The 26,847-nt window shown below is 50.2% G+C and carries 2 protein-coding genes; both read left to right on the top strand.

What is annotated here, in order from left to right; translation table 11 throughout:
• Positions 1–14: 14 nt before the first annotated feature.
• A complete protein-coding gene (locus tag JNUCC22_RS08670; protein WP_216062271.1) occupies positions 15–10,550 on the top strand; it encodes a type I polyketide synthase in 10,536 nt (3,511 codons plus the stop codon).
• On the top strand, positions 10,540–26,841 hold the full coding sequence (locus tag JNUCC22_RS08675; RefSeq protein ID WP_216062272.1) for a non-ribosomal peptide synthetase: 16,302 nt from the start codon (positions 10,540–10,542) through the stop codon (positions 26,839–26,841). The genes JNUCC22_RS08670 and JNUCC22_RS08675 overlap by 11 nt, the downstream gene beginning before the upstream one ends.
• The last annotated feature ends 6 nt before the right edge of the window (positions 26,842–26,847 follow it).

The following is a 26,847-nucleotide window of genomic DNA, read 5'->3' on the forward strand; positions in this document are numbered from 1 at the left end:
AGGAGTGGGAAGGAATGATATCGGAAAAAATCAATATCTCACTGGATCATCCCATCATGAAGGGCCATAAGGTCTTTGGTGAAGCGGTATTGCCCGGTCTTGCTTATATCGATTTGATTTATCAGGTTTTTCAGGAACACGGTTATGTATACAATGAGCTCGAATTGAAGCACGTTACGATTTATCAGCCTTTAACCGTCAGTGAAACGGCTGCAATCATTCTGACCATTCAATGTTCTGATAGCGGAGATGGAAAGTGGCTCATCTCCCTTTCAGGGCAGAAACAGCAAGGTGACGAGCTGTCAGACAATATACAATATGCGACGGCTGAAATGGTGAAAAGAGACGCTGTGACATTTGACGAAACCATTGATTTCGGCGATGTGAAGCAGTCAGGCAGATCTCTGAATCTTGATGACATGTATAACCGATGCCTGGATCATGACTTGGTTCATTCCGGCATGATGAAATCGAACGGACGATTGTACGAAACAGAAGGCGGAATGCTGGCTGAGCTTTCTTGCGAAGAAGGAAAAGATTTCTTTTTATTCCATCCGGCACTTTTGGATGCGAGCGGAATCGGGGCGAGCGGTTTGCTTTCTGAAACAAACCGGCTTCATCTGCCTTTATATTATGAATCGTTCACGGCTGCCGACAGACTGCAATCTGAGTGCACGGCGCGTATCGCCGCTTCCGGCGTCCGTCAGGAAAAAGAACTCACAACGATGACGATCGAGTACTTCAGCCGATCCGGACAGAAGGTGGCGGAGCTTAAAAACATTACGGGAAAAGCGGTTCGGTTCGAAGAAGACGAGAATACAGCCGAACAGAATCAACAGGCTGCAACTGAGCCGGAAAGCGCAGATGAAAAAGACATCATTCTGTTTTTAAAGAAGCTTTTGGCTGATAAGCTTGGGCAGCCTTGGGAGACGCTGGACGTTCTTGCAGGCTACTATGAGCTTGGGCTGGATTCATCTTCTTTGCTTGAGATTGTACAGGATATCAATAAAAAGACGGGTGCGGACCTCGCGCCCACTCTTCTCTTTGAATATACAAATATAAAAGAACTCGCAGCCTATCTGAAAAAGACCGTTTCATTTGAATGTACGGAACGTGCAGCCGAACCATCACGGTCTGAAGCTGAAGCGCCGGACGCGCCAGAACATCATAAAAACACCGGAGACATCGCGATTATCGGAATGGCCGGCCGCTATCCGAAAGCGAAAAGTGTGGCGGAGTTTTGGGAAAACCTGAAGGCAGGCACGGATTGCATCACTGAAGTTCCGAAGTCCCGCTGGGATTGGAAAACATATAAAAACGTAACGTCCCCGTCAGGAAAAACAGTATCAAAATGGGGCGGTTTCATTGAAGATGCCGACTGCTTCGATCCGCAGTTTTTCAGAATCTCACCGCGTGAGGCGGAAACGATGGACCCGCAGGAGCGCCTGTTTTTAGAAACATGCTGGGAAACGATTGAAGATGCGGGGTATACGCCTGAAACGCTGGGAAATAAAGGGGAAAAACAGCATCCGATCGGCGTATTTGCAGGGGTGATGCATAAAGATTATTCCTTAATCGGCGCAGAACAATTATCTGAAACTGATCCTTTTCCGGTTTCACTGAATTATGCGCAGATCGCCAACAGAGTGTCCTATTATTGTGACTTCCACGGGCCGAGCATCGCGGTGGATACCGTTTGTTCCTCATCATTGACCGCCGTCCATCTGGCCATTGAAAGCATCCGCCGCGGCGAATGTGAGGCCGCGCTTGCGGGAGGGGTGAACTTGTCGCTGCACCCGGCGAAATATCTCAGCTACGGAAGCGTGGGCATGCACTCAAGTGACGGCCGCTGCCGTACATTCGGCGAGGGCGGGGACGGCTACGTTTCCGGAGAAGGAGTCGGTGCGGTATTGCTGAAGCCGCTGGAAAAAGCCGAACAAGACGGCGACCGCATTTACGCGGTCATTAAAGGAAGCGCCGTTAACCACGTCGGGAAAGTAAGCGGAATTACCGTCCCGAATCCTGCTGCACAGGCAGAAGTCATTAAGGCCTGTCTGAAAAAAGCAGGTATCAGCCCGCGGACCGTCAGTTATGTGGAAGCCCATGGCACAGGTACTTCGTTAGGAGACCCGATTGAAATTGAAGGTCTGTCAAAAGCGTTCAGCCAAGGGACGCAGGATCAGCAATTTTGTTCCATCGGTTCGGTCAAATCAAATATCGGTCACGCAGAATCAGCGGCGGGGATCAGCGGGTTAACAAAAGCGGCGTTGCAGCTTCATCACAAAACGCTTGTCAAATCACTGCATTCTGCGGAATTAAATCCTTACCTGAAATTTGAGGAATCTCCTTTTTACGTACAGCAGCAGACTGCTCCGTGGAAGCAGCCGTCAGCTAAAGAAAACGGTAAAGTCACACATTATCCGCGCAGGGCCGGGCTCAGTTCCTTCGGTGCATCAGGTTCGAATGCCCATATCATTTTAGAAGAATACATTCAGCCTGAACAAAAAGCGCCTGCACCTGAGAACGATGCAGCAAAACTCATCCCGCTGTCAGCAAGAAATAAAGACAGGCTTCTGGCCTATGCGGAAAAACTAGCCCGATCGCTTTCAGAAAAGACGGTGCTGTCTGAACTGGCTTATACAATTCAGACAGGACGTGAAGCAATGGAGGAGAGAGCTGTCTTCCTTGTAAATGACACCCGCGACTTGAAAGAAAAGCTGAATGATTTCGTAAAAGGGAACGAAAACATCCCCGGTCTTTGGCGCGGACAAGCCGAGCTGCCGGAACTGAGCGAAACCGCTCCTGAGACGGATGATCCGATACGGCTTGCCGAGGTATGGGCAGAAGGGAAAACAGTAGATTGGAATAAGCTGTACGGTTCGGATAAACCGCGTAAAACAAGCGTTCCGACTTATCCGTTTGCAAAAGAACGCTATTGGATTCCGAAGCAGAAAAAACAGGAGAAAAGCCCGTCAGGCACAGTGCTGCATCCGCTTTTACAAGAAAATACGTCAGATTTTTCGCAGCAGCGCTTCACGTCTCTTTTTACGGGAGATGAATTTTTCCTATCTGACCATGTCGTCAACGGACAAAAAATACTGCCGGGCGTCGCCTATTTGGAAATGGCCGCAGAGGCGGTCAAAAAGGCTGCTGCCGTGACGGAAAAAGACCATAGCGTCACACTCAGGCAGGTTGTTTGGGTCCGGCCGGTCATGATTGAAGACAAACCGAAGGAAATACATATTGCCCTTTACCCAGAAGATAATGGTGAGATTACCTATGAAATATACAGTGAGGCAGAAAACGGCGAAGATCCGGTTATTCACAGCCAGGGTGAAGCGGTCATTACCGAACCGGGAAGCGCCCAGATTGATATCGAGTCTGTCAAAACTTCCTGCAATTTAGGAATTGTGACTGCGGAAGAATGTTACGGTGCTTTTGAGAAGATCGGTCTGGATTACGGAGAGGCATACAGGGGCGTACAGCAATTGCTGATCGGAGAAGACCGATTATTGGCCCGTATTTCACTCCCAGCAGCCGTACATGACAAAAAAGAACAGTATACGCTTCACCCGAGTATGATGGACGCCGCTTTTCACGCATCCGTCGGTCTGCTTGTCCGATCGATACATGACGATGCAGACAGCCACGAGCTTTCTTTGCCGTTTGCGATGCAGGAAGTGGAAGTGTTCGGGCCGTGTCCTGAACATATCTGGTCATATATCCGGTACACAGAAGGCAGCAAAGCAGATGACAACGTAAGAAAATTTGACATTGATATGTGCGATGATGCCGGTACGGTTTATGTCCGGATGAAAGGCGCGTCCGTCCGGGCGCTTGACACAGGCCAAACAGCGGGCGGAGAAACCTCGGAGGCGCCTGTCGGCCATACGATGCTGATTCCGGCTTGGGAGCCCGTTGCGCTTGAAAAAGCCGGGGAAGCAGCGGCGGATAAGCAGACGGCAGTATTCGGCGGAACGGATTCGAGACATACGCGCATAAAAGAACATCTGCCGAACGCTTCCTATTATCCGATCAGAGGTACGGATGATATCACATCTCTTACGCACATGCTTGAAGGACAAAAAGAACTGGAGCAAATCATTTGGCTTGCTCCGCAGGCTGAGAGTGCGGACAGCCTCAAGGAACAGGAAAGAAACGTTCTTCATGTGTTCAAGCTGATGAAAGCATTACTTGCCTTAGGGTACGGAGAAAAACGTTTGGACTGGTGCATCGTCACAGCAAATGCCCAGCCGTTTTCGGATCAAGACAGCGCCGACCCGTCACAAGCCGCAGTCAGCGGACTTGCCGGAACAATGGCGAAAGAATATCCGCACTGGCATATCCGCATGATTGACACAGAAACGGACGGCAGCTGGCCGATCGAAGAGGCGCTCAGTCTTTCTGCCGGGAAAAACGGTCAAATTTGGGCGTACCGCAATCAGCAGCTGTTTGAGCGGCAGCTGATACCGCTTGACAATATGCCGAAAAACGGCACGCTGTACCAAACAGGCGGGGTTTATGCCGTGATCGGAGGCGCGGGGTATCTTGGCGAGGCATGGAGTGAATACATGATCCGCCGCTACAAAGCACGCATCATTTGGATCGGAAGAAGCACACTGAATGATTCCATACAGGCGAAACTCGACCGGCTCAGCGCATTCGGCCCGGCGCCTGAATATGTTTCCGCCGATGCCGCCGACAGTGCTTCCTTAGAGAGGGCTTATCAGTTCATAAAAGAGCGCCACACAAAAATGAACGGAATCATCCACTCGGCAATGGATCTGTCTGAGCAAAGCTTAAATAATATGAAGACAGAAGAGTTCAAATCGGTGCTGCGGGCAAAAGCCGATGTAAGTGTGTCCATGGCGGAGGTATTTGGACGGGAGCCGCTTGACTTTGCGCTCTTCTTCTCCTCGCTTGTGGCATTTATCCATAACGTGAAACAAAGCCATTATGCCGCAGGATGCGCTTTCAGTGACGCATTTGCGAAAGAACTTGATCAGACATGGAATTGTCCGGTCAAAGTGATGAATTGGGGCTATTGGGGCAACAGCGAAGCGGCTGAAGACGGCGACTTTATTCAGCTGATGGATCAGATCGGATTGGGATTAATCGAACCGGACGCTGCAATGGAGGCGCTTGAAACCCTTATGACGCTGCCGGTTGATCAGGCGGCTTTCATTCATACGACAAAACCGGTCGCAGTCGAAGGGATGAATGAAAGAGAAAAGATTTCCGTTTATCCGCCTCAGCCGCTTGTCTTTTCACAACAGCCGAAGGTCGCTCCGCCCGGCGCACGTCTTGTTAGAGAGGCTGAACATCAGGAGCTTGATGATTTTCTGTATCAGCTGTTGATCGCCCAGCTTAAAGAAGCAGACTTGCTGACGCCGCAAAGCCTTAAAGCGTATGAGCCCGAACATGAATACTTTAAAAAATGGCTCAATCAAACGATCGCTTTCCTTCTGGAACATGGCTATCTGGAAGGGAATGCGGATTCATATAAACTGTCGGCGCGAGCCGAAAACACAACCGCCGCGCTATGGCAAAAATGGGAGCGGGAAAAAGAGGAATGGCTCAATAACGCCGATACAAAAGCGATGACTGTTTTAGCCGAGACGATGCTTAAAGCACTGCCGGACATTCTGCGCGAAGACGTGCCGGCGACAGACATCATGTTCCCGCACTCTTCAATGGAACTTGTTGAAGGAATTTATAAGCACAATCAAGTCGCGGATTACTTTAACAGCGCCCTGTCAGATACATTAACGGCTTATGTGAAAGAAAACATCAGCAAACATTCAAAAGCCGAGATCCGCATACTGGAAATCGGAGCGGGCACAGGCGGCACAAGCGCAGGCATATTTGAAAAGCTTAGGCCGTATCAAAACCATATAAAAGAATACTGTTACACCGATGTATCGAAAGCTTTTCTCGTGCATGCGGAGACGGAATACGGCAAACGGAATCCTTATCTGACGTATAAGCTTTTTAACGCAGAAGCGCCGCTTGCCGGCCAGGACATAGAGCCGGGCGCATACGACATCGTCGTTGCGGCCAATGTGCTCCACGCGACGAAAGACATCCGCCAGACGCTGAGAAACGCCAAAGCCGTTTTAAAAGACAACGGTTTGCTGCTCTTAAATGAAATGGCGGGAAACAGCCTGTTCCCGCATATTACTTTCGGACTGCTTGAAGGCTGGTGGCTGCATGAAGATTCTGCCCTTCGTATTCCGGGGTGCCCGGGCTTGTATCCGGAAAGCTGGAAACGCGTGTTAGAAAGTGAAGGCTGGCATTCTGTCTTCTTCCCGGCAGAAGCGGCACATGAATTAAGCCATCAGATTATAGCGGCAAAAAGCAACGGCATTGTTCGCCAAAAAACGCTTAAAGCAGGGGCCGGAAAACGGACCGCTCCGCCAAAAGCAGTACATGCGCCGGAACTTCAGGCGCAAACAACGGTGCAAAAAGGCGACACGTCTTTAACAGAAAAAAGCACCGAGTACTTGAAAACGTTAATCGGAGAAACATTAAAAATTCCGCCGGCTCAAATTGATCCGAAAGCGCCGCTTGAAAAATACGGAATTGATTCTATCGTCGTCGTACAGCTGACAAACGCGTTACGAAATGTATTGGACCAAGTCAGCAGCACTCTATTTTTTGAATATCAGACGATTGAGGCGCTCGTCGCTCACTTAATCAAAACGAAAAAAGACGCGATGATCAAACTGACGGGACAAACGCCTGTTCAGGAAGAACGGAAGGCATCACCAGAACCGCAGGCTATACAGCCGGCTAAGCCGCTTCGCACTGACTGGCGGCGGAGGGAAAAACGGGCAGCCAAAGAGACCGTCCGGCAAAGTTCGGTTCGCGACGTGGCCATCATCGGTGTTTCAGGACGCTACCCGCAGGCAAAAACAGCGGCTGAGCTTTGGGCTAACATTAAAAAAGGAAAAAACTGCATAGAAGAAATCCCGCGGGAACGCTGGAACTGGCAGGATTACTACGATGAAGAGAAAGGTAAAGAAGGCTCTATTTATACGAAATGGGGCGGCTTCATTGAGGATATTGACAAGTTTGATCCGCTGTTCTTTCAGATTTCTCCTTTGGAAGCAGAGCGAATGGACCCGCAGGAGCGATTATTTTTAGAAACGGCGTATGCGAGTATCGAGGATGCCGGCTATACGCCTGACAACCTGTGCCAAAACAGAAAAATCGGTGTTTTTGCCGGCGCGATGAACAAAAACTACCCGACAGGCTACGGCTATTGGTCCATTGCCAACAGGGTATCTTACCTTTTTGATTTCCAAGGGCCGAGCATTGCCGTTGATACAGCCTGCTCCTCTTCTTTGACGGCCATTCATCTGGCGCTTGAGAGCATATACAGCGGTTCAAGCGAATGCGCGATTGCCGGTGGCGTAAACATAGTGACCGACCCGATCCATTATATGAATCTGTCAGTCATGAACATGCTTTCCGCAGGCGACACGTGCAAATCGTTCGGAGACCGCGCGGATGGTTTTGTCGACGGAGAAGGGGTAGGAGCGGTCGTATTAAAGCCGTTAGACCGAGCGATTGCCGATAACGATCACATTTACGGTGTAATTAAAGGAAGCACCATTAACAGCGGAGGCAAAACGAACGGATACACCGTTCCGAATCCGAATGCGCAGGCCGCCTTAATAAAAGAAGCTTTCGAAAGAGCAAACGTCCCGGCGCGCACCGTCAGTTATATTGAAGCCCACGGTACGGGCACCGCATTAGGAGATCCGATTGAAATCGCCGGATTAACGAAAGCATTTGAAGAGGATACAACAGACAAACAGTTTTGCGCCATCGGCTCCGCAAAATCAAATATCGGCCATTGTGAAAGCGCCGCGGGCATTGCGGGTCTGACAAAAATACTATTCCAGCTCAAAGACCGCCAAATTGCGCCGTCCCTGCACGCGGAACAGCTGAATCCGAATATTGATTTCGCGTATACGCCGTTTGCCGTTCAGCAGGAGCTCGGTGAGTGGAAACGTCCCGTCATCGGCGGCAGAGAGCTTCCGAGAAGGGCGGGGTTAAGCAGCTTCGGCGCGGGAGGAGCAAACGCCCACCTCGTCATAGAAGAATATACGGCAGACAAAGAGCCTGATGAGACGCCGGCAGATCAGCCCGCCCTCATCGTCCTGTCTGCGAAAAACAGCGAACGGCTCACTGAAAAAGCAAAACAGCTCAGAGACGCCATCCGTGAAAAAAGATACAGCGGCAGCGATCTAATGAGCATAGCCTTTACTCTCCAGACGGGCCGGGTGCCGATGGAAGAGCGTCTCGGTTTTATCGTCCATTCACTTCATGAACTTGAGGAAAAACTGAATGGATTTATCGCCGGACAAAACAGCGCCGGACTGCACCGTGACGGCACGGAAGAAAACAAACGGATGCTTGCCGTATTTTCGGCGGATGATGATATGGAAACAATCATAGACGCTTGGATCAGCAAACGGAAATATTCTAAGATGCTTGAGCTTTGGGTAAAAGGATTGGACATCGATTGGGCGAAATTATACGGAGACCGTCCTCCGGCCCGCATCAGCCTGCCCGCTTATCCGTTTGCGAAAGAACGCTTCTGGCATCAGCAGCCTGTACAAAGCAAGGCCGCGCCCGTTAAGTCGCCGGCTGATGAAAATGATCCGGCGGAACAGTTTGAAGTAATGGCTTTTAGAGAAGTCCTTAAAGAACAGGCTCTGCCGGCTGCCGGAGAAAAGCAGGTCAAAACGGTGATTTCTTTCTTATCTGATCAGAAGAATCAGCGGGAAGCCGTCTCTGTGATCAAATCGTATGACAATGACATTGACGTTATTTTTATCGCTCAGGGAGACCGGTATGAGGCTCTGTCCGCCGGCCGCTGCCAAGTGGTGCGGGAAGATCCGCAATCATATGTGAACGCTTTTGCGGATATTCAAAAAGAGTACGGTGAAGCTTCTGCCATTTTGTATTTATGGGCGCTTGAAGATAAAAGCTGCATCGAAGATTATTCATGTATCGTCCATATTCTCAAAGCAATGGCTGAGACCGGTCTGCAGCCGGAAAGGCTGTTATTGGCGGGGGAATATGCATCCGGTCTGGAAAGGTGCTACTTGGAATCATGGATCGGCTTTGAGCGTTCGCTCGGCATTGTTCTCCCGAAAACAAGTGTTACCGGCCACTTCAGAAAAGCCGGAGCGGCCATAACGGACTGGATGAGAACCATTTGGGACGAGCTGAAAGCTGAAACAGACCATACCGTTTTCTTGGAAGAGGGAAAACGATATGTCTATCACACCGAACCAACCGGACTAACGAAAGAAAACGGCAGGATCAGAACCGGCGGAACATATCTCATTACAGGCGGATTAGGAGGGCTCGGCTGCTTATTTGCCCGCCATCTCGCCCGGAACTACCAGGCAAATGTCATTCTCACGGGGCGGTCGCCGATCAATGAAGAAAAGAAAGAAAAAATGAAAGACCTGGAAAATCTCGGTGCGGGTGTTCTTTACGCCGAAGCCGATGTTTGTGATCCGATCGGAATGGGCGACTGCATCAAGCGCGCGAAAGAACGATTCGGAGCCATTCACGGCGTCATTCATGCGGCCGGCATCGAAAGCAGAACATCCGTCTTTGAAAATGAAATCGGGAATTTCCGCAGTACGCTTGAACCGAAAATAAACGGAAGCCTGCTTCTTGACGAGTGGCTGAAAAACGAAACGCCGGATTTCATCTGCTACTTTTCATCCACATCGGCTGTTTTAGGAGATTTCGGCTGCTGTGATTACGCGGTCGCGAACAGGTTCCAAATGGCGTATGCCAACTATAAAAACGAACAATCAGAAAGCGGAAACGCTTTTGTCATCAACTGGCCGGTCTGGAAAAACGGCGGAATGGCCGTCGGCGGTGAAGAGACGACGGGCATGTACCTGAAATCAAGCGGCCAGCGCCTGTTAGAAACAGATGAAGGCATTGAGCTGTTTGAGCGCGTTATTTCTCAAGACAACACCCAGTGCCTTATCATTGCCGGCGAAAGAAGCCGTGCCGAACGATTTTTAGGCATACGGCGGGACGATTCATCAAAACCGGATGCGCTTTTGGAAACCGTGAGCCGCCGCATCCCGGAAGAAAGCGCAGAAAAACGGCTCGAAGCGGATTTGAAAGAGCTGATACACAGTCTGCTGAAAATATCCAAAGATAAACTCGTCCTGCATAAAAACTGGGCGGAATTCGGATTTGATTCCATCTATTTAGCCAAATTTGCCGCTCTTTTGACGAGTCATTACGGCATTGAAGTCACTCCGGCGTTATTTTACAGCTATGCCACGCTCGGAGACGTCATCAGCTATTACTTGACAGAACACAAAGAAACGATCGAAACGTTTTACAGAACGGAAGAAACCGAAACAGAAGCCGCCGCTCCGGAAAGCAAGGAGTATACGGATCAGGAGATCATCGCCATGATGAAACAGGTCTCTGAGGGGACATTAGATTTTAAAAGAGTGCAAGACATCATAGAAGGGAGTAAGACCTATGAATCATAAAGAACTTCTCGATGCCTACAGATCAGGAACGCTCACCATCGCTGAAGTAGAACAAAAGCTTCAGGCTTTCAAGCGGACAACTGCAAAACGTCCGCTTTCTGAAGGCCAGAAAGGTTTGTGGATGCTTCAGAAAATGTTTCCGGAGATGAGCGCATATAACATTCCGTTATGCTTTCGTTTTCAAAAGCTGGATATCGAGACATTCAAAAACGCTCTTTTGTCCGTGCAGCGCCAGCACCCTATTTTGACCAGTGTGATAAAAGAGGAAAACGGCCTTCCGTATCAGATAGAAGATACGGATCGGCATTTTCCGATTGAAGAAATGGATCTTTCCGAATTAAGCGGGCGTGATGCGCTCACGTTTATTAAAGAAAAAGCAAAAGAACCGTTCTCGCTTGAAACCGGGCCGCTCCTGCGTGTTCAAGTATTCCGGCAGGCGAAGCGGGAGCCGATTATGTTAATCACCATTCACCATATCATTTTTGACGGCGTCTCTCTTATGACGTTTATGTCGGCGCTGCTGGACGCTTATGTAAAAGCAAGTGAAGGCAAAGAACCTGTCATGCTTCAGCAGGCCGCAGATTATCATGACTTTGTGAAATGGGAAAAAGAGCTGCTGGAAAGCGCAGCGGGAAAAACGCATCTCTCTTATTGGAAAAAGCAGCTGGAAGGACCGCTGCCGGTGCTTGAGCTTCCATCGGATTACCCGAGATCATCGGTCCAAACGTGCAGGGGGCAGGCGTATCAGCGCTTGCTTCCTGATGAACTGAACCGGCAGATTAAAGTGTGCGCCCAAAAACATAATGTCAATGAATCCGTTGTGTATCTCGCTATTTTCAAAGGACTGCTCTATCAATATACGAATCAGGAAGATGTCATCGTCGGCATGCCGACGATGGGGCGTTCTGAGGCTCAATTTGAGTCTGTCATCGGATACTTTATTAATATGATCGCGGTCAGAAGCAGGGAGACGGGCGCCAAATCTTTTACGTCGTTTTTGAAGGAGCTGCAGCTGACACTGGCAGAAGGGCTGGACCATGCCGCATATCCGTTTCCCGCGCTTGTCAAAGAATTGAAGACGGAACGCTCGCCTGCGGTGTCGCCTGTTTTTCAAACCGCGTTTTTCTATCAAAACTTCTTCCGGACGGAAGGAGCGGAAAAGCTGGCGGAACTATATCAATCACTCGGCATTGAAATGATAGAAGACATTCATCAGGAAGGCGAATTTGAGCTTGCGCTTGAAGTCTATAAAAAAGAAACGGGAACCGTCCTGCAATTTCTGTACAACCCGGATGTCTACAGCCCTTCTTTCATCGAACGAATGGCGGAGCATTATATGAAACTGGCGGAGAAGGTGCTTTCTGATCCGGAGATCGCTTTTGAAGCCTGTTCCGGCCTGCTCAATCAAAAACGGGATGAAAGCCGTTCATCCCATCAGCCGAATGAGCGCTGCATTCATGAAGTGTTTGCGGAAAAAGCCGGCCGCCATCCTGACAGAGAAGCCGTCATATTCGGTGAAAACAGTCTTACATATCGCGAATTAGATGAACGAAGCACGGCGCTCGCTGTGTACCTGCAAGAAAAGGGCGTCACACCGGAATGCCCGGTCGGCATTTGTACGGAGCGTTCTTTTGAGATGGTCATCGGCATCCTCGCCATTTTAAAAGCGGGAGGCGCGTATGTACCGCTGGACCCGGCTTTTCCAAACGAACGGATGGCGCACGTGTTGACTGACAGCGGCGTGTCAATCGTATTAACGCAAGAAAAGACGCGCGGCATGATTGAACAGTTGGCCATCGGCGGTGTGAGCACGGTGGAAATTGAAAACAGCGGACGTTCTGTCAGCGGGGCAAAACTGACGCCGCGTTCAAAACCGCATCATCTCGCTTATATTCTATATACGTCCGGAAGCACGGGCAAACCGAAAGGCGTCATGGTTGAGCACAGAGCCATCATGAATACGCTGCAGTTTTTGGAAGCTGAGTATCCGGTCGCACAAGAGGATGCCTATCTGTTAAAAACGAATTACGTATTTGACGTTTCGATTTCTGAATTATTCGGCTGGTTTATTGGAAACGGACGGCTTGTCATTTTGCCGCCTGGTGCAGAAAAAAATCCGCAGCTTTGCATGGAATATATCCAAACCCACCAGGTCACGCATCTGAATTTTGCGCCCGCCGTGTTTAATGTATTTCTGGAAACGGTAAAGCGGCATACGGCATTTACAGAAGACGGCCCTGTGAAATATGTGATGGTGGCCGGTGAGGCGTTTCCGAAAGATTTAGTTAAAAAGTCAGTTTCCATCTTCAAACATGCCAGAATTGAAAATATATACGGCCCGACGGAAACATCCATTTATGCCGCTTACTACAGCTGCGGCCAAAAGGAAATCACAAGCAGGAATACGCCGATCGGGAAACCGATTCACAATACGCGGCTTTATATCGTCGATGAAAAGCTCAGCCCCGTCCCTGACGGTGTGGCCGGGGAGCTTTGCGTGGCCGGCGCCGGTCTGGCCAGAGGCTATTACAATCAGCCTGAGCTGACGGCGGCATCATTTATTGATAATCCGTTTAGTGAAGGAGAAAAACTTTATAAGACAGGTGATTTGGCCAGATGGCTGCCTGACGGAAATATAGAATATGCCGGCCGTATTGACAGTCAGGTGAAAATTCGCGGCTTCCGCATCGAATTGGGAGCAATTGAAACGAAATTGAGCGAACATCCGGATATCCTTGACCAGGCGGTTGTGGTTCAGGAAAAGAACGGACATAAAAAGCTGATTGCTTATTATACGGCCCGCTCCGGTCATACGGCAGATGAAAAAGCGCTCCGCAACCATCTTTTATCAAGCCTGCCGGATTATATGGCGCCTGCCCATTTTATCCGTCTGGATGCGCTGCCGTTAACACCGAGCGGAAAAGTGAACCGCAAAGACCTAAAACAGCGCAAGGTAATCGTTCACCGGTCTGAAAAGACGGGCAGACTGCCGTTATCAGAAGCGGAAGCGAAAGTGACCGCAATATGGGAAGACCTGCTGAATACGGCGGGCATCAAAATCGAAGACGGCTTTTTCGATGTGGGAGGCGACTCGCTTCTGGCTGTTGCGGCGGCAGAACGCATTAAACAGGAGCTGGATTGCGATTTTACCGTCACGGATTTATTCGAACACTCTACCATTCAGGCGATCAGCCGATTTATTGTTGAAACAAAACAGGCGGCTGAATCAGAGGCGCCCGGCCAAGATGAGAGAGAAAGAGAACAAATACCGCAAAACGGGGTGCCGTCTTACTTTGATGACAGTGTGGCGATAGTGGGGATTTCCTGCCAGTTCCCCGGCGCGAAAAATCATCATGAGTTTTGGAAGCAGTTAAGAGAAGGAAAGGAAAGCGTCCGGTTCTACTCGGAAGAAGAACTTCGGGAAGCCGGCGTGCCTGAAGATTTGATCGAAAATCCCGACTATGTGCCGGCGTTATCGACGATAGAAGGAAAAGATCTCTTTGACCCTGAGTTCTTTCACATTTCTCCGAAAGACGCAGAATTTATGGATCCTCAGCTTCGGCTTCTGCTGCTTCATTCTTGGAAAGCCGTCGAGGACGCGGGATATGTATCGAAAGAGATTCCGAAGACAAGCGTATATATGTCGGCAAGCAATAATTCGTATCGGTCGCTTTTGCCGGAAAAAACGACAGAAGGCCATGAATCTCCCGACGGCTATGTGTCATGGGTGTTAGCGCAGAGCGGCACGATTCCGACGATGGTTTCCCATAAGCTCGGATTAAAAGGGCCAAGCTATTTCGTTCATTCCAATTGCTCATCATCATTAGTCGGTCTTTATTCAGCCTACAAAAGCATAACGAGCGGAGAATCGGAATACGCGCTCGTCGGCGGAGCAACTATGCATGCAGCGACCGGCATCGGCTATGTCCACCAAAACGGATTGAATTTTTCAAGCGACGGGCATGTCAAGGCATTTGATGCTTCAGCCGACGGTATGGCGGGCGGAGAAGGAGCGGCCGTCATTCTGCTGAAAAAGGCGTCACAAGCCGTTCAGGACGGAGATCACATATACGCCATGCTCAGAGGCATCGGTCTGAACAATGACGGAGCGGATAAAGTCGGTTTTTACGCACCGAGTGTAAAAGGTCAGACTGACGTCATCCAGCATGTTTTAGACAGCACGAATATTCACCCGGAGACGATTTCCTATATCGAAGCGCACGGCACAGGAACGACATTGGGTGATCCGATTGAAATGTCCGCGCTGCAGCAAGTGTATAAACGTTACACGGACCGGGAGCAGTATTGCGGGATCGGCTCCGTAAAAACGAATATCGGACATTTGGATACAGCAGCAGGTCTGGCCGGGTGCATCAAAGTCGCCATGAGTTTATATCATCGGGAGCTGGCGCCTACCATTAATTACACGTCACCGAATCCGAATATCAAATTCAGCGGTTCGCCGTTTTATGTGGCGGATAAGAGAAAACCGCTGCCGGAGAGGGAGACGCCGCACCGCGCAGCGTTAAGCTCATTCGGACTCGGAGGAACAAACGCACACGCCATTTTTGAACAGTATGAAAACAAAACGATCAGCGGATCAAATGACGGACAGCCGCCTTATATCGTTCCGCTGTCCGCGAGAAATAAGCAGCGTCTTACTGCCTATGCATCTTGTTTATCCGGCTTTCTGGATGAAGCCGAAAACGATGTTTCCTTGCATGATCTGGCATTTACGTATCAGACCGGACGTGAAGCGATGGAAGAGAGGGCCGTTTTTATCAGTCATGATCGTCACGATCTGAAGCGTCAGCTGCAGGATTTCATCAACGGCAATGACCAAAACATCTTACGGGGCGAAAAAGTGAGAAGCAGAGAAGTGTCAGCTCAGGAGATGGAAGAGCTTGCGGCATGTCAGACACGGGATGAAAAGCTGAAAGCACTTGCGGCGCTCTGGGTTGAAGGAGCGCGTGTCGATTGGCGCTTATTGTATCCGGATTCCGCGCCGCAAAGAATCAGTGCGCCGACCTACCCGTTCGCAGAGGAGCGCTTCTGGCCGGAAGAAACCGTGAAGCAAACGGATACCAAGCTTTTGCATCCGCTGGTACATCAGAATACATCCGTCTTGCAGGAGCAGCGGTTCAGTTCGGAATTCACGGGAAAAGAGTATTTTATTGCCGAGCATATCATTAAAGGAATGGCGATCGTGCCGGCTGCCGTTACCCTTGAGATGGCACGGGCCGCGGCGGAGAAAAGTATCGGCGGGGCAACAGAGGAATCTCTGGGCCTGCGCTTAAAGAATATTGTATGGGTCCGTCCGGTGATAGCCGATCAGGAGGCTGTCCGTGTCCATATCGGACTTTATGAAGAAGAGGACGGACAGATTCAATACAGAATGTACGGGGGTAACGATTCTATCGGTGAAGAAGCTCCTCTTTATAATCAGGGCATCGCTGAAATCATCCGGAAGGAACCGGAGGAAGCGGCGGATATTGAGCAGCTGAAGCGCCGGTGCACGCAGGGAACAATCGAATCTCAAGCGTTTTACAAAGGAATGATCGGCGCTGATTACGGGCCCGGATACAAAGGGGTGCAGCTTGTATACAAAGGCGAAGACCGGCTGCTTGCTAAATTGAAGCTTCCTGAATCCGTCTCTCATACAAAAGCTGATTATATCCTTCATCCGAGTATGATGGACGGTGCGCTTCAGGCCGCCGAATATTTGCAAAACGTGACGAGAGCGCTGCTTGCAGAAAGCGGGGAACCATTCAAAGCCGCATTGCCGTTTGCTTTAGAGGAGCTGGACGTTCTGAATCCGTGCGCTGATGATATGTGGGTGCACGTCACATTCAGTGCGAACAATAAAGCCGGCGATCCTATCCAAAAAGCCGATATTGATCTATATGACAATAACGGCTGGCTTTGTGTGCGGATGAGAGGTTTCTCAACACGGATCATGGAAGAAAACGCGGGTGCCAGCGTTTCGGTCAGCCGTACGGACACATTGCTCGCTGAACCGATCTGGAAAGAGCAGACGGAACCGGCGGACCACGAGCCAACGTATGAAGAGCATATTATTTTCCTTTGTGAGTACGATGAAGCCGTAAAACAGGCCGTGGAAGCAAAGCTTGAACATGCAAGCGTCATTATCTTGGACGATCGTCCCGCATCTATTGCAGAGCGGTATCATTCTTATGCGGGCCAGCTGTTTGACCATATCAAAACCATAATGAAAAGCAAGCCGAAGGGCAGCGTTCTTTTTCAGGCTGTTACGCGGTCAGCAGGCTTACAGCAGGTGTTCTCAGGCATTACCGGCCTCTTAAAAACCGCATGCCTTGAACATTCCAAGCTGATCTGTCAAATGATCGAAGCCGAAGAGAAAGAAAGTGCTGAAGGCATAGCGGAAAAAGCGTTCGAAAACCGTATGCATGCCGAAAGCGTCCATGTGAAATATGAAAACGGCAAGCGCTTTGCCGCTGATTGGGGAGAGATGGATATTTCTCAAGCGGAGCCGGACATTCCGTGGAAAGACGAAGGTGTTTATCTCATTACAGGAGGTGCCGGAGGTTTAGGTCTGATCTTTGCAAAAGAGATCGCAAACCGTACAAAAGACGCCGTCATCATACTAACCGGCCGATCCGTTCTCAGAGAAAAGCAGAAAGACATGCTGGAAACAGTACGTGCTGCCGGCGCTTCTGTTTTCTATGAGCAGACCGATGTCACGGACGAAGCAGAAGTATACCGATTGATCCGCAATATCCGCAAACGGCATGGCAAGCTGGACGGGATTGTTCACAGTGCCGGCATTATAAAAGACAACTACATGGTGAAGAAGACGGCAGAGGAATACCAACACGTTCTCGCTCCGAAAGTGAAGGGCCTTGTGTATCTTGATGAAGCGTCACAACATGAGAAATTAGATGTCTTTATTGTCTTTTCATCCTTATCAGGTGTGCTTGGAAGCGTCGGCCAGGCTGATTATGCGTCTGCAAATGTCTTTATGGAGATGTATGCCGAGTACCGCCGTTCTTTACAAGCCGCAGGACAAAGATACGGAAAGACGCTTTCTGTCAGCTGGCCGTTATGGAAAGAAGGCGGAATGCAGGCAGGAAAGCAGACGGAAGATATGCTGATGCAGGAGGCGGGAATCGCACCGCTCGGCACAGATGCCGGCATCAAGGCTTTATATCAAGGCTTGATGAGCGGGACAGCCCGGATGACGGTTGTTGAAGGAGATGTGAAACACATGAAAGCAAAACTGTTCCGCAAAGAGAATGATCATCCGGAAGCAGAGACCGGCGTACGTCATGACATTGATGCTGACAGCCTGCTTGAAAAAGTGAAGCATCTGTTAAAACAGCAGACGGCCTCACTGTTAAAAGTAAACATTGACAAAATTGATCCTCATGAAGAAATGACAAAATACGGGCTGGATTCTATCTCGATGACTGAGTTTACGAACCAGTTAAACAAAACGTACCGGCTTACGTTAACGCCGACGATTTTCTTTGATCATCCGACAATCCATGAATTTGCCGTTCATTTAATCAGTGAATACGAAGAGGAATTTGCCGGACGGTTTGCGGTAAATACAAAAACGGTTCAATCGGCAAGACCGGTAAAAGAGACTCAAATCACGCGCCCGGCCGTTAAGCGACGCCGCACTCTGCCTGAGACACTTCCGCAGACAGTGCAGCGGGGCCAAGGGCCGGAACCGATCGCAATCGTAGGCATCAGCGGGATTTTCCCGATGGCAGAAGACATTGAAGCTTACTGGCAGAACCTGAAAGAAGGCAAAGACTGCATGACCGAGATTCCGAAAGACCGCTGGGACTGGCGGGACTATTACGGGGATCCCGCAAAAGAAGCCAATAAAACAAACGTCAACCAAGGCGGGTTTATTGACGGGATTGCTGAATTTGATCCATTATTTTTCGGGATTTCACCCCGGGAAGCGGAGCAAATGGACCCTCAGCAGCGCCTCTTGCTGACGTATGCGTGGAAAGCGATCGAAGATGCCGGGTATGCGTCAAAGAGTCTCTCAGGCACAAAGACAGGTGTGTTTATCGGGACCGGAAATACCGGCTACGGTTCGCTTTTAGCCAAGACCGATGCGGCGATTGAAGGGTCATCCGCGGCGAATACAAGTCCGTCTGTCGGACCGAACCGTGTCAGCTATACGCTCAATCTGCACGGGCCGAGCGAACCGATTGATACCGCCTGCTCAAGCTCGCTCGTTGCCATACACCATGCCGTTTCTTCAATTGAAGAAGGAACGTGCGACATGGCTTTGGCGGGAGGAATCAATACGATTGTTCTTCCGGATGTGTATATCAGTTTTGACAAAGCGGGCGCGCTGAGTAAAGAAGGAAGATGCAAAACGTTCTCTGATCAGGCTGACGGTTTTGCCCATGGTGAAGGAGCCGGTCTCTTTTTCCTCAAAAAGCTGAAAGCCGCTGAGGCGGATGGGGACCATATTTACGGCGTCATTAAAGGAAGCGCGGTGAATCACGGCGGCCGCGCGGCATCTTTAACAACGCCTAACCCGAAACAACAGGCGGAAGTCATTAAAGCCGCATACAAAAAAGCGGGCATTGATCCGAAAACAGTCTCTTATATCGAAGCGCACGGCACCGGAACAGAACTGGGAGATCCCGTTGAAATTAACGGCCTGAAACAAGCGTTCAGCTCGTTTGCAGACGGAAAAGAGAAAGCGGCCGGCTATTGCGGCTTAGGGTCGGTCAAAACGAATATCGGCCATTTATCCCTTGCCGCGGGAGCAGCGGGCATTATTAAAATTTTGCTGCAGATGAAGCATCGGACACTAGTAAAAAGTCTCCACTGTGAGACGGTAAATCCGTACATTCAGCTTGAAGACAGCCCGTTTTATCTGGTGCGGGAGACAATGGAATGGAAGACGCAGACGGACGAACGCGGAAACGAACAGCCTCGCCGCGCGGGCATCAGCTCATTCGGCATCGGAGGCGTAAATGCCCACGTCGTCATCGAAGAATACATTCCAGAAGACAGAGAGGAAGCAGATGATTTTCATATCGACCCATGTCTTTTCGTTCTGTCCGCCAAAAATGAAAAACGCCTGAAAGAGCAGGCAAAACAGCTGAAACGTGCGCTTACTGAAAAACGGTACGATCAATCCTCCCTCGTTTCTATGGCATATACCCTCCAAATCGGAAGGGACGCCATGGAAGAACGTCTGGCGATTATTGCCGGATCTGCAGAAGAACTGCAGGAAAAACTGTCACAGTTTATCACTGGAGATAAGCACGCGGACTTGTACAGAGGAAGAATAGACAAAGGCACGCTGCAAATGCTGACGGAAGATGAAGAAATTCAAGAAGCCGTTGAAAAATGGATGGCACGCGGCAAATACGCGAAGCTGCTTGAATTATGGGTCAAAGGACTGAACGTCGATTGGGCGAAGCTGTATGGAGACCGTCCGCCTAAACGCATGAGCCTGCCATCGTATCCTTTTGCAAAAGACCGCTATTGGGCGGCAAAAAGCACCGGAAAACACGAAAAAACAAGCACTGTATCTGCGGGAAAACAAGACGCGCTTCATCCGCTTCTGCACAGAAATACTTCAAACCTTGCAGAACAGCGGTTCAGTTCAATCTATACAGGAAAAGAATTTTACCTTGCGGACCATGTTGTAAAAGGCGTGCCGATTTTACCGGGAGTGGCACATCTTGAAATGGCGCGCGCAGCAATGGAACAGGCATCTGAAGTTCCGGCCGGACAAGGAAGCGTCAAGCTTAAGAATACGGTTTGGGTGCGGCCGATCACCATTGAAGACGAGCCGGTTCATGTCAACATCCGTCTCATTCCTGAAACGGCAAATGACGTTCAATTCGACATTTACAGCGGCCGGGAAACAGATCAGCCGTCCGTTTACAGCCAAGGGGCAGTATCAGTCCGCCCTGACGCCGAGGCTCCGGTCATTGATCTCCAAAAGCTGAGATCACAATCCGCCGAGACACCGTTTTCTGCAGATGAAGTGTACGATATGTACCGCAAAATCGGTTTTGATTACGGCCCGGCTTTCCGGGGTGTCAAAGCGATTTATACAGGTGGTGATTTCGTATTGGGCAGACTGTCACTTGATGCGGCTTGTGCGGACACGGTACAGGAGTATGTCATGCATCCGGGCTTAATGGACTCTGCATTGCAGGCATCAAGCATATTAACCGGAACAAATGATGAGAAACTGATGCTTCCGTTTGCGGTTCAGGAGCTTGAAGTATTCAGCGCATGCGCTGCCGAGATGTGGGTTTACGCCAGACTTTCTGAAGACCACAAAGCCGGCCAGGTTGAAAAACGCGATCTTGATATTTGTGATGAAAACGGCAAGGTTTGCGTAAGGCTGAAAGGTTTGTCATTCAGAATGGCTGAAAAAGAACCTGAGAAAAAAGAAAAAGCTCCGGGAACGCTCATGCTTGAGCCGGTATGGACCCGAAGCGATGAAACTGCTACTCAAACGGAACCGGTTTTTGCCCGGCATATCGTAATACTTTGTGACACAGACGCCGGATTAAAACAAGCCGTTGAAGCCGCGGGAGCTGAATGTATTGAAATGACCTCCCGGCACGGGAAAGCGGCGGCGCGCTTCCGTGATTATACAGGACGGATATTGGAGACGCTGCAAAAACTGCTGAAGGAAGAGACGGATGGAGACGTCCTCATCCAGACGGTTCTCTCTAAAACAGATAAGCATCAGCTGCTCTCAGGCATTTCAGCTTTGTTAAAAACAGCCGGCCTGGAACATAAAAAACTGAAAACCCAGCTGATTGAAATAGAACCGGCGGAAAACGGCAGAATCACAGACATCATCAGAGAAAATAAAACACGGGCTGATGACAGCCATATCAAATATGAAAACGGCATCCGATACAGCGCAGATGTCAGAGAAACGGCCGTGTCCGGCGGCAAAATACGCATTCCGTGGAACGACGGAGGCATATATCTCATTACCGGAGGAGCCGGGGGCTTAGGCTTTATTTTCGCGAAAGAAATCGCCCGCAAAGTCAAAGAGCCGACACTGGTTTTGACAGGCCGTTCCGCTTTAAGCGAGAATCAGCGGATGCAGCTGCAATCGCTTGAATCACTCGGAGCAAAAGCGGAATACAAACAGGCTGACGTAACAAACGCTCAAACTGCGGCAGACCTGGTCAAAACAATTGAAACGGAATATGGCGGCCTTCACGGCATCATTCATAGCGCGGGTGTGATGAAAGATCAGTATATTGCAAAGAAAACAACCGAAGAGTTTTACAGTGTACTGGCCCCTAAAACGGACGGATTTGTCAACCTTGATGAGGCAACCGAGCATTTAGCGCTGGACTTTTTCATCGTTTTCTCATCCATTTCCGGCGTCACCGGGAATGCGGGACAGGCGGATTATGCGGCGGCAAACGCATTTATGGACAGCTATGCGGCATACCGCAACGCGCTGGTTACCGCAATGTACCGCCACGGTCACACATTGTCAATCAATTGGCCGCTTTGGAAAGACGGCGGAATGCAAGTCGATGAAGAAATGGCGAAGCTCACCGAAAAAAGAACCGGCGTAACGCCGATGCGCACTGAAACCGGAATAGAAGCTCTTTACAAAGCATGGAGCACGGGGAAAACAAGCGTGCTCGTCATGGAAGGAAACCGCGCCGTAATGCGGGAAAAGTTGCTTCAAAAGACTCCCGCAGCCGCTTTTGCACCGGTTAAGAAAACGGAGGAAACGCCTGCGCCGAAAGACCTGACGGCAAAACTTCAGGAATTGCTGGCAAAAGAGGTTTCCGGGCTTCTGAAAATAAACATTGAAGAAATCGATATCGAATTGGAGTTCAATCAATACGGATTTGATTCCATTACGCTGACGGAATTCGCCAACAAGCTGAATGACACTTATCAGCTTGATCTGACACCGACCGTATTTTTTGAATATGCGACGATTCAAGCCTTGGCGCATCATTTAGCAGAAGACTATCAAACACAATTTGCCGGCAGCACACAGCCGAAAGAAGAAAAACAAAGCGGCGTAACTGATGATGGCGGTATCAGACTGGCAGGGAACAAACGATTTGCAAAAACTGCCGTACAGCCTGTTCAGACGGCGGCTGAACATAAACCGGAACCGATCGCTATTGTCGGCATGAGCGGAGTGTTTCCGAAGGCCGTAAATATTGATGAGTATTGGCGCAACTTAGAAGAGGGAAAAGATTGTATAACAGAGGTGCCGGCGGATCGCTGGGACTGGCGTGAGTATTACGGTGACCCGCTTAATGAAGCCAATAAAACAAATGTAAAGTGGGGCGGATTTATTGACGGAGTTGCGGATTTTGATCCGCTGTTCTTCGGAATTTCACCGCTGGAAGCCGAACAGATGGATCCCCAGCAGCGCTTGTTAATGATGTATGCGTGGAAGGCGATAGAAGATGCGGGATATTCCGCTAAAAGCCTTTCCGGCACGAAAACAGGCCTGTATATCGGCACGGGGAATACCGGATACGGCTCACTGTTTTCCGACCTGGATATCGGCGGTGCGTCAGCCGCGAATATGAGTCCGTCAGCGGGGCCGAACCGCGTCAGCTATATGCTCAATCTGCACGGGCCGAGTGAACCGATCGACACGGCTTGTTCCAGCTCGCTGGTCGCGATTCATCACGCCGTATGCGCCATTGAAAACGGGAACTGCGATATGGCGATCGCCGGCGGCGTGAATACCGTCGTCACACCGCAAGGCCACATCGCTTATGACAAAGCGGGTGCGCTGAGCAAAGAAGGGAAATGTAAAACATTCTCTGACAGGGCGGACGGATTTGCCGTCAGTGAAGGTGCCGGAATTCTGTTTTTGAAAAAGCTGTCAGAAGCGGAAAAAGCGGGCGATCATATTTACGGCGTCATTAAAGGCAGCGCGGTCAACCACGGCGGACGCGCGAACTCCTTGACGACACCGAACCCGAAAGCCCAGGCGGAGGTCGTCAGAACGGCTTATGACAAAGCAGGTATTGATCCGAGAACCGTCACTTATATAGAAGCGCACGGAACCGGAACGGAGCTTGGCGATCCGGTCGAAATCAACGGCCTGAAATCCGCCTTTCAAAAGCTGTACGAAAAAACAGGCGATTCCGCCGTTTACGCGAGTCACTGCGGTCTGGGATCGGCTAAAACCAATATCGGCCACCTGTCACTGGCAGCCGGTGTCGCGGGTGTGATCAAAGTGCTGATGCAGATGAAGCATAAAACACTTGCAAAAAGCCTCCACAGCGAGGTCATCAACCCGTATATCAAGCTGAAAGACAGTCCGTTTTACATCGTACAGGAAAAAAGAGAATGGACGGCATTGAAAGACGAAAACGGCAATCATCTGCCGCGCCGTGCGGGAATCAGTTCTTTCGGCATCGGCGGCGTAAACGCCCATGTCGTCATTGAAGAATATATCCCGAAGGTAGAAAGAAAAACAGCTGTTTTCACACACCCTCAAATCTTTGTGCTGTCGGCCAAAGAGGAAGAGCGTCTGCAGGAACAGGCGCAGCAGCTGGCGCAAGCTTCTTTTACGGATGCGGATCTTGCCGATGTTGCTTACACGCTTCAGCAGGGACGTGATGCGATGGAAGAAAGAGCGGCCATTATCGCTTCCTCGGCCGAAGAACTTCGGGACAAGCTAAAGAGCTGTGCGAAAGGACGTTATGATATAGCGGGCATTTATAAAGGAAAAGCGGGTAAAACCTCCCTGAAATCCATTCTGGCAGGCGCAAACGGCGAAGCGGATATCGAAGAGCTGATAAGCCGCCGAGAGAATGACAAGCTTGCGGAATTATGGGTGCAGGGCGCGGATATCAAATGGGACGGCTTATATTCTGATATCAAGCCCCAACGGATGAGTCTTCCTGCTTACCCGTTTGCGAAAGAGCGGTACTGGATCACGGACAATCGGCCGAAAGCAGAGAAACCGCAAGCTGTGCCGACGTCGCGGGTACTGCACCCGCTGCTTCACGAAAATGTATCAGATTTAACAGAGCAGCGGTACCGATCCGAATTTACGGGACAAGAGACGATTTTTACCGATCATCTCATTAAAGGCAAGCCGGTTATGCCGGGCGTTGCCTACTTGGAAATGGCTAGGGCGGCGGTTGCTCAGGCAGTCAAAGGGCAAAAGGAACGTCCGTCTGTCATTCATCTGAAAAACATCGTTTGGGTTCGGCCGATCGAAGCGGGAAACCGCGCGATTGAAGCGCAGATCAGCCTGATTCCGAGGGAAGACGGTGAAATCATGTATGACATTTACACGGACTCACAAACAGAAGCAAGCGGCAGGCAGATACACTGTCAGGGGGCTGCCGGCATTCTCAGCGCCGGGGAGGCCCCGCACCGTGATATAGGCGCACTGAAAGCTCAATGCGGCCTCAGTATACTGACTTCTGAACAGTGTTACGGCTTATTCAGCAAAATCGGCATTGACTACGGTCCAGGACAACAAGGAATTCAGCAGATTCATATCGGAAGCAATCAAGCATTAGCTGAGCTCCGGCTGCCTTCCTTCCTCGAAGAAACGGCAGATCAATACGTTCTTCACCCGTGTATGCTTGATTCAGCTTTGCAAGCGACAATCGGACTGAAGCTGCACGCAGATGATAACCAGCTGTCACTGCCGTTCGCCCTTGAAGAACTGGACATTTTCAGCCCGTGCACGACAAGCATGTGGGCGTATGTCAGCTCCCGGGGAACGGATGAAAAAATACAGCGTATGGACATTGACTTATGCGATGAGACAGGTCGGGTCTGTGTCAGAATTAAAGGGATTTCTTCCAGAATGATGGAAGGCTCCGCGCCGGAAACATCATTAAATGGAGCAAACCTTCTGGCTCCGGTGTGGGATCTCGCGGAATTCCGTGATCAAAGCCCGGCATATAAGACGGAAGAGGTTGTCTTTATCGCGGGGGATGAGGAAAGCGCGGCTTTTCAATTGCATCATCCTTCTGCGAAACGGCTTCATATCAACCCGGAGGATGAAATAGAGGCTGTTGCGGCTGAACTGAAAGCAACAGGGTCTTTCGGGCATATCGTATGGATCGCTCCTTTTCACAGCGCTGATGACATGGTGAAAGCTCAAGATGCGGGCGTCATCCAGATGTACAGAGTGATCAAGGCAATGCTTGCTTTAGGATATGGAGGCAAGCGAATCAGCTTGACTGCAGTCACAATAAAAACACAGTCCGTACAGCCGGCGGACATTATTGATCCGGCTCATGCAGGCATTCACGGTTTGGTCGGCTCGCTCGCAAAAGAGTATCCGAACTGGCAAACAAGGCTGATTGATGCCGGATGTCCGGAAGATGTTTCAAAGGCGGAGCTGTTCTCAGCGCCGTTTGATGAGCAAGGCAATACATGGGCGTACCGGAACAATCACTGGTACAAACAGCGCCTTATCCCTGTACAGCAGCCGGTGTCAAGCCGGCCCGCTTACCAAAAAGGCGGCGTTTATGTCGTCATCGGCGGCGCGGGGGGCATCGGCGAGGCATGGAGCGAATATGCCGTGAAAACATATCAGGCGCGAGTCGTTTGGATCGGCAGACGAAAACATAACAGCGCCATCCAGGAAAAAATCGACAGACTCAGCCAATTCGGCCCGACGCCGATTTATATTGAAGCTGACGCGGCAAATCCGAATGAGCTCACACGTGCGTATGAAACGATCAAGCGCACGCACCCGCAAATTAACGGAATCATCCATTCCGCAATTGTTTTAGAGGATCAGAGCCTGGCAAATATGCCGGAAAGCCGTTTGAAAAGCGTGCTCGCTGCGAAAGTCAATGTCAGCGTGAATATGGCCCGCGTGTTCCAAAATGAGCCGCTGGACTTTGCTTTGTTCTTCTCATCTGTTCAATCATTTGCACGAGCGGCCGGACAAAGCAATTATGCTGCCGGATGCAGTTTCAAAGATGCCTTTGCCGCTCATTTGGCTCAAGTTCGGCCGTATTCGGCGGCAGTGATGAATTGGAGCTACTGGGGCAGTGTCGGAATCGTATCATCTGCCGACTATCAAGAACGGATGAAACAGGCGGGAGTCGGATCAATTGAAGCGCCGGAAGCAATGGCGGCGCTTGAACGATTGCTCGGCGGCCCGTTGAATCAGTTCGTCATGATGAAACAGGCGGAAGAGCCGGAGGAAAAACCGCAAGAAATGATAGAAGTATACCCTGAACATCACGGCTCGGCGATGCAAAAACTGCGAAGCTATCAGCCTAAAGTAACAAGACATGTACAACAATTGAGTTAAGGAGGG

The sequence above is a fragment of the Bacillus sp. JNUCC-22 genome, from assembly GCF_018861275.1.
Lineage (GTDB): Bacteria > Bacillota > Bacilli > Bacillales > Bacillaceae > Bacillus > Bacillus velezensis.

Bases quoted from the DNA above. Each gene is read 5' to 3' on its own strand.
- JNUCC22_RS08670 (WP_216062271.1), top strand. From the start codon at position 15: ATGATATCGGAAAAAATCAATATCTCACTGGATCATCCCATCATGAAG.
- JNUCC22_RS08675 (WP_216062272.1), top strand. From the start codon at position 10,540: ATGAATCATAAAGAACTTCTCGATGCCTACAGATCAGGAACGCTCACC.